At 70.8% G+C, this 14,494-nt stretch carries 15 protein-coding genes and 1 tRNA gene; 3 read left to right on the top strand and 13 right to left on the bottom strand.

What is annotated here, in order from left to right:
* Positions 1 to 44: 44 nt before the first annotated feature.
* From AVS7_RS14290 to AVS7_RS14275, 4 genes are all read right to left on the bottom strand, one after another.
* On the bottom strand, positions 45 to 815 hold the full coding sequence (locus AVS7_RS14290; protein WP_034690999.1) for a heparan-alpha-glucosaminide N-acetyltransferase: 771 nt from the start codon (positions 813 to 815) through the stop codon (positions 45 to 47).
* A gap of 65 nt (positions 816 to 880) precedes the next feature.
* A tRNA-Pro gene (locus AVS7_RS14285) sits at positions 881 to 957 on the bottom strand.
* Positions 958 to 1,031: 74 nt separating this feature from the next.
* Positions 1,032 to 1,283, bottom strand: coding sequence for a translation initiation factor IF-1 (gene infA, locus AVS7_RS14280; RefSeq protein WP_020229094.1), 252 nt, complete (start codon positions 1,281 to 1,283; stop codon positions 1,032 to 1,034).
* Between the two features lie 249 nt (positions 1,284 to 1,532).
* Complete coding sequence (locus AVS7_RS14275; protein ID WP_034690996.1) at positions 1,533 to 2,702, bottom strand: HPP family protein; 1,170 nt, start codon at positions 2,700 to 2,702, stop codon at positions 1,533 to 1,535.
* A gap of 194 nt (positions 2,703 to 2,896) precedes the next feature.
* Between AVS7_RS14275 and asd the strand changes: the two genes are divergently transcribed.
* Entirely contained in the window at positions 2,897 to 3,748 is an 852-nt protein-coding gene (gene asd, locus AVS7_RS14270) for an archaetidylserine decarboxylase (protein ID WP_020229092.1), read from the top strand.
* 14 nt (positions 3,749 to 3,762) lie between these two features.
* Here the strand turns inward: asd and AVS7_RS14265 are convergent, their stop codons facing one another.
* The 9 genes from AVS7_RS14265 to hutC all read right to left on the bottom strand — a co-directional run bounded on the left by AVS7_RS14265 (position 3,763) and on the right by hutC (position 13,239).
* Positions 3,763 to 4,026 carry a hypothetical protein gene (locus tag AVS7_RS14265; RefSeq protein WP_024001601.1) on the bottom strand — a complete coding sequence of 88 codons (264 nt, stop codon included), beginning with the start codon at positions 4,024 to 4,026 and terminating at the stop codon, positions 3,763 to 3,765.
* Positions 4,027 to 4,037: 11 nt separating this feature from the next.
* Entirely contained in the window at positions 4,038 to 4,856 is an 819-nt protein-coding gene (gene hutG / locus AVS7_RS14260; protein WP_020229090.1) for an N-formylglutamate deformylase, read from the bottom strand.
* Positions 4,853 to 6,244, bottom strand: coding sequence for a formimidoylglutamate deiminase (locus AVS7_RS14255; RefSeq protein WP_020229089.1), 1,392 nt, complete (start codon positions 6,242 to 6,244; stop codon positions 4,853 to 4,855). The genes hutG and AVS7_RS14255 overlap by 4 nt, the downstream gene beginning before the upstream one ends.
* On the bottom strand, positions 6,241 to 7,464 hold the full coding sequence (hutI, locus tag AVS7_RS14250; protein ID WP_020229088.1) for an imidazolonepropionase: 1,224 nt from the start codon (positions 7,462 to 7,464) through the stop codon (positions 6,241 to 6,243). Before hutI ends, AVS7_RS14255 begins: the two co-directional genes overlap by 4 nt.
* Before the next feature lie 20 nt (positions 7,465 to 7,484).
* Positions 7,485 to 8,093 (bottom strand): HutD family protein, encoded by a 609-nt coding sequence (locus AVS7_RS14245; protein ID WP_020229087.1) that lies wholly within the window; start codon positions 8,091 to 8,093, stop codon positions 7,485 to 7,487.
* Complete coding sequence (hutU, locus tag AVS7_RS14240) at positions 8,090 to 9,787, bottom strand: urocanate hydratase (protein ID WP_020229086.1); 1,698 nt, start codon at positions 9,785 to 9,787, stop codon at positions 8,090 to 8,092. Before hutU ends, AVS7_RS14245 begins: the two co-directional genes overlap by 4 nt.
* A 104-nt stretch (positions 9,788 to 9,891) precedes the next feature.
* Entirely contained in the window at positions 9,892 to 10,728 is an 837-nt protein-coding gene (locus tag AVS7_RS14235) for a phytanoyl-CoA dioxygenase family protein (protein WP_020229085.1), read from the bottom strand.
* A gap of 38 nt (positions 10,729 to 10,766) precedes the next feature.
* A complete protein-coding gene (gene hutH, locus AVS7_RS14230; RefSeq protein ID WP_020229084.1) occupies positions 10,767 to 12,356 on the bottom strand; it encodes a histidine ammonia-lyase in 1,590 nt (529 codons plus the stop codon).
* Between the two features lie 112 nt (positions 12,357 to 12,468).
* Positions 12,469 to 13,239, bottom strand: a complete 771-nt coding sequence (gene hutC / locus AVS7_RS14225; RefSeq protein WP_020229082.1) for a histidine utilization repressor — start codon at positions 13,237 to 13,239, stop codon at positions 12,469 to 12,471.
* A 72-nt stretch (positions 13,240 to 13,311) separates the two neighbouring features.
* Between hutC and AVS7_RS14220 the strand changes: the two genes are divergently transcribed.
* A complete protein-coding gene (locus tag AVS7_RS14220; RefSeq protein ID WP_034690994.1) occupies positions 13,312 to 13,686 on the top strand; it encodes a hypothetical protein in 375 nt (124 codons plus the stop codon).
* Positions 13,687 to 13,853: 167 nt separating this feature from the next.
* Positions 13,854 to 14,393, top strand: coding sequence for an Rrf2 family transcriptional regulator (locus tag AVS7_RS14215; protein WP_020229080.1), 540 nt, complete (start codon positions 13,854 to 13,856; stop codon positions 14,391 to 14,393).
* The last annotated feature ends 101 nt before the right edge of the window (positions 14,394 to 14,494 follow it).

The following is a 14,494-nucleotide window of genomic DNA, read 5'->3' as shown; positions in this document are numbered from 1 at the left end:
ACCTGCCCTGCGCTCCCTGCAAACGCGGCCATGTGCCGCGTTTTTCATGTGCGCAGCCAGCCGATGAGCTGGAGCGCGCCGATCATCACCGGCTGGTGCAGCATGTAGTAGCCGAGGCTGTAGCGCCCCAGCGCGGCCAGCGGCCTGCCCGCGCCGCCCACCGGCCCGGCAAACCAAGCAGGCCGCCGTGCGAGCAGCCCCTGGCCGCATGCCATGCCCCACCACATCACGCCCAGCCAGGGGAACACGGGCACGTAATCCTCGGTGAACGGCTTGCGCGTCACCCAGCCCAGCCAGTTCAGCGCCCGGCCGTCGAAGGCTGCGGCCCACGTGGACAGCGGCCCCGACAGCGCCCACCCGGCCGCCCAGGGCGACAGCACGGCCAGCAGGCCCGCCAGCCACAGCCAGCGCCCCCAGCCCGCCGTGGCCCGCGCCACCAGCAGCATCACGGCCATGCCGTGCAGCACGCCGAAGTAGATGAAGCTGCGGGGAAACATGAGGTAGGAGCCCGCCGTCACCAGCAGTGCGCAGCCGGCGATCTGGCCCCAGCGCCTGCCGAAGCGCAGCCAGCCCACCCCGCGGTGCCATGCGACGGCCTGTCCCAGCCCGGCGCAGAACAGGAACAGGCTCACGATCAGCGTACGCTGCACGGTCCAGAAGGCATCGCCGCGAAAATCCTGCGCCCAGTAGCCAAAATGACTCAGGTCGAAGCTGAAGTGAAAGAGCGTCATCCACACCATGGCGACGCCGCGCAAGGCATCCACCCGGTCGTAGCGCACCGCTGCGCCTGTGCTCCATCCGCCGTGTCCTGCCATGCCCCCTCCAGCACCCATGACGAAAAAAGGGGTTGGCTCCTGAAGAGCCAACCCCTTGTATACGATGGTCGGAGCGGCGGGATTCGAACTCGCGACCCTCTGCTCCCAAAGCAGATGCGCTACCAGGCTGCGCTACGCTCCGACAGCTCGCATTCTAACCCGCCAGATCCGTCCACTCGGGAGAAACGGCGCGATATTTGCAGCCCTGCCAACGCCTCAGCGGTTGCCCGAAGGCGCAGGGCCGCGGCCTGCCAGGTGGCGGAACGTGATGCGGCCCTTGGTAAGGTCGTAGGGCGACATTTCGAGCGACACCTTGTCGCCCGCCAGGATGCGGATGTGGTGCTTGCGCATCTTGCCGCCGGTGTAGGCGATGAGTTGGTGGCCGTTGTCCAGCGTCACGCGAAAGCGCGAATCCGGCAGGACTTCGGTCACGGAACCCTGCATCTCGATCAGTTCTTCTTTGGCCATGTGTTGTGGTCCATCGGTTTCAATAACAAATGCTTGCGAACGCACTCTGCCGCGCCCGGCCATCACCAACGACCGCTTCAGCCCCATTCATGGGCTCGAAGCACGGTGCAGTGCAGGCAGGGGAGCGTCATTCGCCCCCGGGCGTAGGGGGCGGAAAAGCCGGCAGGAGCGGCTTCACGGACAGGCGTGGCGCTGTGGCGCTGTGCATGAGCCGCAGAATTGTACTGCGATGTGAACCGCCCCGCGCAGCTAGGCCCTTGCCACAGCCGCTGCGAGCGACTTGACTAGGTCCGTCTGCGTGATGATCCCGACCAGCTCCCGCTGCTCGTTCACCACGGGGATATGGTGGTGCCCTGCCACGGAAAAAAGCGGCACCAGGTCCATCACGTGCTGGTTCGCGTGCACCTGCATGACGGGCGACGCCATCAGGTTCTGCACCTGGTCGGGGCGCTTGGGGCGCCCCAGGATAAGCGAGCGCAGGCGCTGGCCCATGCCCTCGTGCACGTCGAGGTTGGCCAGCCGCATGAAGTCCGACACGGTGACGATCCCGACCACCAGGCGCTGCGCGTCCACCACGGGCAGGGCCTTGATGGCCTCCTTGCGCATGAGCGCCCAGGCGTCCTTGAGCGAGGTGTCGGCCGACACGGCATGCACGGGCGACGACATGATCTGCTGGCAGCGCAGCTCGCCCAGCGTGCGCTGGAAGGCGGCCTTGCCCGCGAGGTGCAGCAGCCCTTCCAGGTCGGCACGGCTCACGTCCAGCACCTGGTTGTAGTGCGATAGCGCGGCATCCAGGTCGGCGGACGTGAAGGCGCCCGTCCCCCCCGGGGGAACGCTCTTGCGCGCCTGGGCATGGGGATAGCTGCGGCCCGTGAGCTGGTTGTAGGCGATGCCCACCAGCACCAGGACTGCGACGTTGAGCAGCACCGGAAACAGCGCCACCTGCAGGTTTTCGTGGGGATTGAGAACGCCGAACAGTGCCAGGGCGCCGCCGGGAGGATGCAGGCAGCGCAGGGCCAGCATCGCACCCACGGCCAGGCCGACGGCCAGGCCGCAAGCCAGCACCACCTCTGGAACCATCGCGGCGCAGGCCTCGCCGATCAGGAAAGACAAGGCACTGCCCGCGAGCACCGGCCACGGCTGCGCCAAGGGGCTCGACGGCATGCCGAACACCAGCACGGCACTGGAGCCGAGCGACGCCACCATCCACGGGACGGGCAGCGCCGCACCATACCAATGGGCAAACAGCGCCACCACGGCAACCCCCAGGGCCACACCGCCCACCATGCGCAGGCGCTCGCGCCGGTCCACGCCCACCGGCGCAGGCCAGAAGCGGCGCAGCCAGGCCAGGGCGCGACGCATGCCGGCCTCCTCAGGCCTGGCTTCGGAGGACACATCGGAAACGGGGGAAGGTGGCATGGAGGAGGCGCCTCGTCGCGCCGCGGCGCTTCAGGGAAGCTCGGCATTATCTGGCGTGCCGGCCCTCGCCGCAGGCGCGGGGTTTCTCCCGGCCGCCGTGCGCTGCTGCGGGTATGCCCGCAGCAGCGCACGGCCTTGGGCGCCCGGGCCCGCCAGTAGAATGGCCCGGCCTTTTTCGCAAGGATTGCCCCTACGTGTCCGACCGCCTCGCCGTTCTTCCCCAGTATATTTTGCCCAAGCAGGCGCTGACCGCCCTGGCGGGCAGTCTGGCATCGGCACGGGCGGGCCGCCTGACCACGGCAGCCATCCGCCGTTTCGTCGCGCGCTATGGCGTGGACATGAGCGAGGCCGCCGAGCCCGACATCGCGCACTACGCCTGCTTCAACGACTTTTTCACCCGCGCGCTGCGTCCCGGCGTACGCCCGCTGGCGGATGCGGCCGCCATCTGCCCGGTGGACGGGGCAGTGAGCCAGCTCGGCGCCATCGAGCACGACCAGATCTTCCAGGCCAAGGGCCACCACTACTCCACCACCGCCCTGCTGGGCGGCGACGCCACTCTGGCTGCGCAGTTCCAGGGCGGCAGCTTCGCCACGATCTACCTGAGCCCGCGCGACTACCACCGCATCCACATGCCGTGCGACGGCCGGCTGCTGCGCATGGAGCACGTGCCGGGCGCGCTGTTTTCCGTCAACCCGCTCACGGCGCGCGGAGTGCCGGGGCTGTTCGCGCGCAACGAGCGGGTGGTCTGCCTGTTCGATACGCCGCTCGGCCCCATGGCGCTGGTGCTGGTGGGCGCCACCATCGTCGGCAGCATGGCCACCGTGTGGCATGGGCAGGTGAATCCGCCGCGCACCGGCAAGCTGCGCCGGTGGGACTATGCGGACCAGGACATCCGGCTGCGGCAGGGCGAGGAGATGGGACGCTTCCAGCTGGGCTCCACCGTGGTGCTGCTGTTCCCGCGCGGCGCCGTGCAGTTCACCGCCGGCTGGGCGGCGGCCCGCCCCGTCCGCCTGGGCGAGGCCATGGCCCAGCGGCCGGGCGCCTGACGCGGTTCAGGCCGTCAATGCGGCTCGGGCACGCGCACGGTGGTGAACACCGTGGGCTCGAGCTCCAGTTCCAGGGGGTCGGCCGGCTCGGCGTGGCCTACCAAGTACACCGCCAGGTCATGGCGGCGCAAGGCCACATGGCTCACCGTTTCCCAGCTTCCGCCGCGGCGCAGCCGCACGCGCGTCCCGGGCCGGTACAGAGGCATGCGAAAACGATCACTCCAGCCCCAGGGGGCTTCCCGGGGTGGCTCTTGGGCAACGAGGGATTGGGTGTCCATGGACATGGATCTTAGCCGTTGGCCTGCGCGAACGCGAGCATGGCCTGCAGCATGCGCCGCACGTGGGGCTGAACAACCGAGGCGATCTCGGGCAGGTAGTCGAACGGCAGATGCTCCTGCATGTAGCTGCACTGGGTCATTTCCAGCTGCACGGCGTGCACCTTGCGTGCCGGGTCGCCATAGCTTCGCGTGATATGGCCACCCTTGAAACGGCCGTTGAGCACGGCCGTGTAGCCCGGTGCGGCCTGGGCAATGGCCAGCAGTTCCTGCGCCAGCGCAGGGTCGCAGCTCGCGCCGCCGGCGGTGCCCAGGTTCAGGTCGGTCAGCTTGCCGGCGAAGAAGCGCGGCAGCACCGACCGGATGGAATGCGCGTCCCACAGCATGGCGATGCCGTGCTGCGCCCGCAGGCGCTCCAGCTCCTGCGCCAGTTGGGCGTGGTACGGCTGCCAGAGTGCATCGCGGCGCGCGGCGATTTCGGCGTCGCCGGGCGCATCGGCTGCGTCGGCATACAGCGGCGTGTCGTCGAACGTGTCCACCGGGCACAGGCCGGTGACGCTCTGGCCGGGGTAGAGGCTGGCACCGTCCGGCGGGCGGTTCAGGTCGATGACGTAGCGTGAATGCGTGGCGACCAGCACCGAGGCGCCCAACCCGTCGGCAAAGTCGTACAGCCGCTCCAGGTGCCAGTCGGTGTCGGGCACGTGGCGGGCCTCGGCGGTGAAGCGCGCGGCAAGCTGCGGCGGCACGTGGGTGCCCACGTGGGGCATGGAAATCAGCAGGGGCCGGGTTCCCTGGCGGAAGCGGAAGGGCGGCTGGTCGGTGTGGAAATTCATGGGGACTCCTCGATCAATTGTCGCCGTGCGGCGATGAAGCCGGCCCGGGCCGCCTCGTGGCCGGCATGGCGCCCCGCCACCACCACGGGCTGGCCGCCGGCATGCACGCCGCATACCGCGCTGGTACGGTGGCTGGCGAACACGTGGCCTGCCAGCATCTGCGGCGCCGCGAGGCCCGCGAGCGCCGGGTGCGCCGCATCCAGCACGGCGAAATCGGCCCGCTGGCCCACGGCCAGCCCGGCGACCGGCCGCCCCGCCGCCTGCGCGCCGCCGCGCACGGCGGCGAGCACCATGGCGGTGGCCACCTCGGGCTGGTGCGCGCCGGCCGCCACGTTGCGCCGGCGCGTGGCCAGGCGCTGGCTGTATTCGAGCAGCATCAGTTCCTCGGCCGCATTGACGCACACATGGCTGTCCGAGCCCACGCCCCACGCGCCGCCGGCCTCCATCCAGGCCGGCAGATCGAAGATGCCGTCGCCCAGGTTGGCTTCCGTCGAGGGACACAGGCCGGCCACGGCGCCGCTCGCGGCGGCGCGGCGGATTTCAACGGCGTCCATGTGGGTGGCGTGCACCAGGCACCAGCGCGCATCGACCGGTGCATGGTCCAGCAGCCAGGCGACCGGGCGCTGGCCGCTCCAGGCGATGCAGTCCGCCACCTCGCGCTCCTGCTCGGCGATGTGGATGTGGATAGGCGCGGTGGCGTCCAGGGCGTCCAGACCCGCCAGCGCCTCGCGCAGCGCGGCGGGCGGCACGGCGCGCAGCGAATGCGGCGCAAGGCCCAGCCGGGCGCCCTGCCCTGCGCACGGCGCCTGCAGGCGCTCCAGCAGCCGCAGCATCGCGCCGGTGGCGTGGATGAACCGCCGCTGCCCCTCGCCCGGCGGCTGCGCGCCGAAGCCGCCGCTCTGGTAGAGCACCGGCAGCAGCGTGAGCCCGATGCCCGCGCGCCGCGCGGCGCGCAGCACGGCCAGTGCCATTTCGGCGCTGTCGGCGTAGGGGCGGCCGCCGGTGTCGTGGTGCACGTAGTGGAATTCGCACACCGCCGTGTAGCCCGCCTCCAGCATCTCGACGTAAAGGCCGTAGGCGATGGCTTCCAGCTGCGCCGGCGTGAGCCTGCACGCGAAGCGGTACATGAGGCTGCGCCAGCTCCAGAAACTGTCTTCGCCGCTGCCGCGGTATTCCGCCAGGCCGGCCATGCCGCGCTGGAAGGCGTGGGAATGCAGGTTGGGCATGCCGGGCAGCACGGGACCAGCGGCCTCGGCCACGCCGGCCGGCCGGGCCGCGCCGGCCTGCACCTGCGTGAAGGCGCCCTGCCCGTCCCATGCCAGCAGTACGTCGCGCGCCCAGCCGGCGGGCAGCAGCGCATGGGCGGCGAACAGCCGGCCCGCGCTCACGGTGCACCCTCCGCGATGCGGCCCTGGCGCACGACGCAGCGCACCGGCCTCTGGCCGAACCAGTAGGCCAGCTCGGCGGCCTCGCGCACGTTCCACAGCACGAAGTCGGCCGGGCGGCCCACGGCCAGCGTGCCGTACGTGTCCTGCAGACCCAGCGCGCGCGCGGCGTGCGCGGTGACGCCCGCCAGCGCCTCCGGCACCGTCAGGCCGAACAGCGTGCAGGCCATGTTCGCCATCAGCAGCAGGCTCAGGGCCGGCGAGGTGCCGGGATTGTGGTCGGTGGCGACGGCCATGGGCACGCCGGCAGCGCGCAGCGCGGCGATGGGCGGCAGGTGCGTGTCGCGCAGCGTGTAGTAGGCGCCGGGCAGCAACACGGCGACGGTGCCAGCGGCCCGCATCGCGTCGATGCCCGCCTGCGACAGATGCTCCACGTGGTCGCACGACAACGCGCCATAGCGCGCCGCGAGCTGCGCGCCGCCCATGTCGCTGAGCTGCTCCGCGTGCAGCTTGACCGGCAGGCCCAGCGCCCGCGCGGCCTGGAACACGCGCTCGGTCTCCTCCAGCGAGAAGGCGATGCGCTCGCAGAACACGTCCACCGCGTCCACCAGCCCTTCGGCGTGCAGCGCAGGCAGCATCTCGCGGCAGACGAGGTCGATGTACTCGCCGCTGCGGCCCGCGTATTCGGGCGGCAGCGCATGCGCGCCCAGGAAGGTGGTGCGCACCGCCACGCCGTGCACCTGCGCCAGCCGCCGCGCCACGCGCAGCTGCTTGCGCTCGTGCTCCAGCGCCAGGCCGTAGCCGGACTTGACCTCGACGGCGCACACGCCCTCGGCCAGCAGCTGCGACAGGCGCGCGCTGGCGCTTGCGAACAGCGCATCCTCGCCGGCCTCGCGCGTGGCGCGCACGGTGGAGACGATGCCGCCGCCGGCCCGGGCGATCTCCTCGTAGCTGGCCCCGGCCAGGCGCAGTGCGAACTCGTGGGCGCGGTGGCCGCCGTAAACCAGGTGCGTGTGGCAGTCCACCAGCCCGGGCGTGACCAGAGCGCCGCCACCGTCATGGCGCACGACCTGGGCGAAGCGCGCAGGCTCGGTGCCGGGCAAGCCCATCCATTGCACCTGGCCGGCCTCCACAGCCAGCGCGAGAGGCGCGCCGTCCATGGCGCGCAGGCCGGTCCACAGCCCGTCGGCGCTGGGCGCCGAGGCGAAGGCGGTCGTGGTCATGCATCAACTTTCATAGCTGGTTACGCTTGCTGGGCGGGCGCTGGAGGCGATTTTGATGCCAAAGCTGCAGGCTGCCAGCCCGCGGCCACCAATTGCGCATCGCCCCCGCCGGGAACCAGGTGCGCGCTGCGCGGCGTGCCTGCCCACCAGACGCCGCTGCCGGCGGCAAAGGCCTCGTCCCCCAGGCGCCAGTGGCCGCGCACGGCCAGCAGCAGCAGGTGCGTTGCGCCGTCCAGCGCCCAGGATTCGCCCTGCAGCACCCGCACCGTGGCGCTGCCGCGGCCGCGCCGCGCCATGGCGTTGAAGTCGGTGGAGGTGCCGTTCAGCCGCGTACAGTGCAGCGCCGCATCGCCGCTGAAGGCGAAGGGCTGCAGCGGCGTGGCCAGCCGGTGGTCGATGCCCTCGCCCTGCAGGTGCACGCCGCCGCCCTCCAGCAGCAAGATGTGGCGGTCGATGCCGGGAAAGCGCGAGAAAGGCCCGTCGGCCGCAATGGTGGCCACGGAGACGCGCCAGTCGAAATGCTCCAGGCCCGCGCCCAGCGGCCAGCACAGCAACTCGCGGGTGCTGCCGCCGCCGTTCTTCCAGGGCGTGGCAGGCACGCCGCCCAGCGTGAAGCGGTGCAGGCTCACGGCACCATCGGCAGCGTGAGGCCGAACTTCTTCGCCGTGGCCACGGCCAGTTCGTAGCCCGCGTCGGCATGGCGCATCACGCCCGAGCCGCAGTCGTTGACCAGCACGCGCGCCAGGCGCCGGTCGGCGGCCTCGGTGCCGTCGCACACGATCACCATGCCGGCATGCTGCGAATAGCCCATGCCCACGCCGCCGCCGTGGTGCAGGCTTACCCAGGTGGCGCCGCCCGCGGTGTTCAGCAGCGCATTGAGCAGCGGCCAGTCGCTCACGGCATCGGTGCCGTCCTTCATGGCCTCGGTCTCGCGGTTGGGGCTGGCGACGGAGCCGGTGTCCAGGTGGTCGCGGCCGATGACGACGGGCGCCTTCAGCTCGCCCTTGCGCACCATCTCGTTGAAGGCCAGGCCCGCCACGTGGCGCTCGCCCAGGCCCAGCCAGCAGATGCGCGCCGGCAGGCCCTGGAAGGCGATGCGCTCGCGCGCCATGTCCAGCCAGTGGTGGATGTGGTGGTTGTCGGGGAACAGCTCCTTGATCTTGGCGTCGGTACGGTAGATGTCCTCGGGGTCGCCCGAGAGCGCCACCCAGCGGAACGGGCCCTTGCCCTCGCAGAACAGCGGGCGGATGTACGCCGGCACGAAACCGGGGAAGTCGAAAGCGTTCTGCACGCCCTGGTCGAACGCCACCTGGCGGATGTTGTTGCCGTAGTCCACCGTGGGGATGCCCAGTGCCTGGAAGTCGAGCATGGCCTGCACGTGCACCGCGCAGCCCCGGGCCGCCGCCTCGGCCAGCCGCGCGTGCTGCGCCGGGTCGCGCTGCGCGGCCTTCCACTGGGCCACGCTCCAGCCGGGCGGCAGGTATCCGTGCACCAGGTCGTGCGCGGAGGTCTGGTCGGTCACCAGGTCGGGGCGGATGGCGCCGGCCCGTGCGCGCCGGGCCAGCGCGGGCAGCACCTCGGCCGCGTTGCCCAGCAGCGCGATGGAGACGGCCTCCTTCCTGGCCGTATGGTGCCGGATGAGCGCCAGGGCGTCGTCGATGTCCCGCGCCTGCTTGTCCACGTAGCGGGTGCGCAGGCGGAAGTCGATGCTGCTTTGCTGGCATTCGACGGTGAGCGAGCAGGCGCCGGCCAAGGTGGCGGCCAGCGGCTGCGCGCCGCCCATGCCGCCCAGGCCGGCCGTGAGGATCCAGCGGCCCGCCAGGTCGCCGCCGTAGTGCTGGCGGCCCGCCTCCACGAAGGTCTCGAAGGTGCCCTGCACGATGCCCTGGCTGCCGATGTAGATCCACGAGCCGGCCGTCATCTGGCCGTACATGAACAGGCCCCGGCGGTCCAGCGCGTTGAAGTGCTCCCAGTTCGCCCACTTGGGCACGAGGTTGGAGTTGGCGATCAGCACGCGCGGCGCGTCGGCATGGGTCTTGAACACGCCCACCGGCTTGCCGGACTGCACGAGCAGGGTCTCGTCCTCGCCCAGGGCCTTGAGCGAGGCCAGGATCTGGTCGAAGCACTGCCAGTCGCGCGCGGCACGGCCGATGCCGCCGTAGACCACGAGCGACTGCGGGTTCTCGGCCACGTCGGGGTCCAGGTTGTTCTGGAGCATGCGGAACGGCGCCTCGATCAGCCAGTTCCTGCAGGTGAGCGTGCTGCCGCGCGGGGCGCGCACTTCACGGGTGGGGTCCAGGCGCGGGTCGGTGGTGGTGTTCATGCATGTCTCCTTCGTCGGCGCGGGGCGTTGCCCGCTACCGTATCAATAGCTGCCCGCGCTTGCTGGAAGGGGGCCGCAGGGCTTTTTCATATCAAACGCATGCCCTACCCCACCAGGCGGGGAAAGAGCGGGTGGTCCATTTCCGCCCCCGGCGGCAGCACCTCGGCCAGGCCGGGGAAATCCGGCGAGGTCTTCCAGGCGCGCGGCGCATGGCGCATGTCGTCGCCCAGGAAGCGCAGCGAGAACACACGCCGGCGGCCGGGGCCCTGCACGCCGGCCGAGGCATGCAGCGTGAGCATGTTGAAGCACACGAAGTCGCCCGGCTCCAGCGCCCAGCCCAGGATGGGAAAGCGGTCGCGCGCGGCCTCGATGTCCGGCAGGTCGGCCAGGCTGCCCTCCGGGAACCACTTGGCCTGGTTGTCCATGAAGCTGCGCGGCATGAGCCACGGGCCGCGGTGCGAGCCGGCCACGAACTCCAGCGTGGACGGGCGCGAGACCGGATCGACCGGAATCCACAGGCTGATGTTCTGGCCGCCGTCCACGTTGTAGTAGGGCTGGTCCTGGTGCCAGGGCGTGCGCTGGCGCGTGCCGGGCTCCTTGACCAGCAGGTGGTCGTGGTACAGGCGCACGGTGCGCGAGCCCATCAGCCGCTGCGACAGCAATGCCAGCGGCGTTTCGCGGATGAAGCGTTCGATGGCCGGGATGCGCTGCCAGTTGCAGAAGTCCTCGAAGAAGCGGCCCGGGTCGTCGGGCCGGCTGGCCACCTTGGCCAGGGGGCCGGGGGCGGCGAGGTTGGCCTCGATGGCCTCGGACAGCAGCGCCAGTTCCTGCGCATTCAGCAGGCCGCGCACCACGGCGGCGCCGTCGCGCTGGAAGGCCTGCACGGTGGCATCGTCCACGCAGGCGTCGATGCGAGCGGCATGGGAGGAAGGGGTCGTCATGGGCAGAGCTCCGGTGCTTGTGGTGGATGGCGCGACCATCATGCCTGCGCATGGCTGGGCAGGACGGCCGCCAGTGCAGCGGGCCACTGCGCCGCGCCTTCCCCGTCGCGCAAGGCCCAGCCGCGCATGGCCTCGATGTCGGGTGCAAGGTAGCGGTCCTGCTCCAGGAAGGCCACGCGCTGGCGGATGGCGGCCAGTTCGGCCTCCACCAGCGGCGAGCTGCGGAGCCAGGGCCGGTGCGCGCTGCCGGGCGCGGGCACGCGCTCCAGGTCGATGCCCTGCGCGGCGGCCATGGCCTCGATGCCCACCATCACCGCCACGTTGCGCACCATGCCGCCCAGGCGGCGCGCGCCGTAGGTGGCCATGGACACGTGGTCCTCCTGGTTGGCGGAGGTGGGCAGGCTGGTCACGCTGCTCGGGGTGGCCAGGCACTGGTTCTCGGCCGCCAGCGCCGCGGCAGTGACCTGCGCGATCATGAAGCCGGAGTTGACGCCGCTGTCGCGCACCAGGAAGGCCGGCAGGCCGGACAGCGCCGTGTCCAGCAGTAGCGCCAGCCGCCGCTCGGAGATGGCGCCGATCTCGGCCAGCGCCAGCGCGACGATGTCCGCCGCGAAGGCCACGGGCTCGGCGTGGAAGTTGCCGCCCGAGATCACCTCGCCCGTGTCGGCGAAGACCAGGGGGTTGTCCGACGCGGCGTTGGCCTCGGTGCGCAGCACGCGCGCGGCGTGCTGCAGGTTGTCCAGGCAGGCGCCCATGACCTGAGGCACGCAGCGAATGGAGTACGGGTCCTGCACGCGGCCGCAGTGGGGGTGCGAAGGGTCGATCTCGCTGCCTTCCAGCAGCGCGCGCATGGCCGCCGCCACGGCGATCTGCCCAGGCTGGCCGCGCGCCGCATGGATGCGCGCATCGAACGGCTTGACCGAACCCTTGATGGCCTCCAGCGTCAGCGCGCCGGACAGCAGCCCTGCGGCGAACACGCTCTCGGCCCCGAACAGCCCCACCAGCGCCAGCGCCGTGGACACCTGCGTGCCGTTGAGCAGCGCCAGGCCTTCCTTGGGCCCGAGCACGAACGGCTGCAGCCCCGCGGCGGCCAGGGCCTCGCGGCCAGGAACCACGCGGCCCTGCACCTTGGCCTGGCCTTCGCCGATGAGCACGCAGGCCAGGTGCGCCAGCGGAGCCAGGTCACCCGACGCTCCCACCGAGCCCTGCGCCGGAATGACCGGCAGCACGTCCGCATTCGCCAGTGCCAGCAACGCATCCACCAGCGCCGGCCGCACGCCCGAATGGCCGCGCGCCAGGCTCACTGCTTTGGTGGCCAGCACCAGGCGCACCACGGGGTCAGGCAAGGCCTCGCCCGTGCCCACGCTGTGCGACAGCACCAGGTTGCGCTGCAGCTCGGCCAGCCGGTCGCCGGCGATGCGGGTGCTGGCCAGCTTGCCGAAGCCGGTATTGATGCCATAGACCACCTGGTCTTCCCGCACGATGCGGTCCACGGTGGCCTGCGCCGCTGCCAGTCCCTGCAGCGCCTCCGGGCCCATCGCCAGCCACAGGCCGCCGGCGCTGGCACGGCGCAGTTCGGCCAGGGAGACCTGGCCGGGTCGGAGCACGAGGGTGGGCAAGGAGGTCATTACTCTTCCTGTATAGACAAGATGGTGCGAAAAAACGGCATGGTTGCGCCGCATTGAAGGTATTGGAGCATGGAAAAGCGATCCTGTATATACAGGATCAACCCGCATGCACCTACCCCACGAGCGGGGGACCGTCGGCCCTGAAGCGGCTGCCCAGCCGGTAGCGGCTGCCGGGATGGAGGCAGCGCACCACCGTCACCGGCACGCCCCCCGACCAGGTGCGGCGGGTGAGCAGCAGGCAGGGGTCGCCAGGCGCGATCGCCAGCAGCCCGGCCTGCTCGGGCGTGGGCAGCACGGCATCGACTACGTGCTCCATCTGGTCGAAGGGCACGTTGCGCACCAGGAATTCCGAGGGCTGCAGCCGCGAAAAATCCTGCGCCCCGAACGTGGGCGCCATCCTCGGGTTCACGTAACGGTCTTCCAGCTGCACCGGCACACCGTCCTCCCGGTGCACGCACACCGCATGGAACACCGAGGCGCCGGCCCGCAGGTCCAGCGCCGCGGCCACTTCCACCGGCGCGGACACGCGCTCCACCCGCAGCACCTCGCACAGGTAGTCGTGGCCGCGCTGGCGGATCTCCTCGGCCAGGTTGGCGATGTGCAGCAGCGTGGACTGCGGCTTGCCCTCCGCCACGAAGCTGCCCACCCCGGCCACGCGCACGATGCGCCCCTGCTCCACCAGCTCGCGCAGCGCCCGGTTCACCGTCATGCGCGACATGCCGAAGCGCGTGACCAGCTCGTTCTCGGAAGGCAGACGGTCACCCGCGCGCCAGGAGCCGTCCTGGATGCCGCGCACGATGAAGTCCTTGATCTGCTGGTACAGCGCCGGCGCGGCGGGAGCCGCCGGGCGGGCGGGCGTTCGGGGTGCGGGGCGGGCGCTCATGTCCGCATTCTGCCGGCTTCCCCTGGCCACGGGCATGGGCCTGGAAAGAGGGGTCCGTATAATTTACCTACCATGCCGAGATGGTTGATTGCGGTTTTCACCCTCCATTTCCTCCTGAGCGTGGGTGTATCCGCCTTCGGCAAGACGCCGGCGGCGGTGCTCCCACCCCAGGTGTGCACGCATGCCATGCTGCTGGACGATGCCTCCGCAGGCCCCGCGCTCCAGACCGCAGAAGACGTGGCGAAGGACGCCTCCGCCGACCTGCGCGACCACGGCCTCATGGACGACCGGCAGGACCTGCCTGACGACCAGAACATCCGCCTGCCGCAGGCCGCCTCCGGCCTTGCGCCCTTCCCCTGCCCCGCCACACTGGCCGAGGCGCTGCCCGCTCCGCTGCCGAAGAAAAGGCACAGGCCCCCCCGCGCGGGCCGCATGCAGCGCGCCTGAGGCACTGCCCGGCCATCCGCCGGCCCGGCCTGCCGCCTTACAGGCGCGGCGCACGCACATCCATCTGCCCTTCAGGGCCACCGCAAGGCCGCATGGCCCGGCCACAGCGCTTCGGCGCAGCAGCAGCGGCCCTGTCCGCCACCCTTCATGACAAGGAACCCCACACCATGCGTTTGACCACCCGAGGCAAGCTGGCTGTCACAGCCCTCACGGACCTGGCACTGCGCTCCCACGGCCAGCCCGTCGCCCTTCCCTCCATCAGTGCACGCCAGGGCATTTCGCTGTCCTATCTCGAGGACATCTTCAGCGCGCTGCGCCGCGCAGGCATCGTCTCCAGCATCCGCGGCCCCGGCGGCGGCTACACGCTGCTGCGCCCGCCCCAGGAGCTATCGGTGGCCGACATCGTCCTGGCCTCGGAGAAATACATGCCCCGGCCGGCCGGCCAGGACGAAGGTGCGCCCCAGTCGGGCGACATGACCGCGGAGCTGTGGGCGAACTTTCACTCCCGGGTGATGGAATATCTGCAATCCATCACCGTCGCCGACCTGCTGGCACAGCAGCAAGCTGGCGAAAGGACGCTACAGACCATGCAGGTAGTTTCGTCCCCTTCCCGCACACGAGCCGTCAAGACCCAGCTGCCCGCGCAGAACGTGCCGAATTCCGTTTTTGCACTGGGTTTGCCGGGGGCCAAGCTCAAGCCCAGCTAAGGAAAGCTTCAACGCCGCTCAAAAAAGAAGGCTCTGTCACAAATCTGTGTTGGTAGTATGTGGGCCAACGCGTTGACGGAGTGGGTTTGCCATGCGGAAGA

It is taken from the genome of Acidovorax sp. MR-S7 (genome assembly GCF_000400995.2).
Lineage (GTDB): Bacteria > Pseudomonadota > Gammaproteobacteria > Burkholderiales > Burkholderiaceae_C > MR-S7.
Note: the sequence above shows the minus strand (reverse complement) of the source record. Positions and strands in the feature narration are given on the sequence as shown.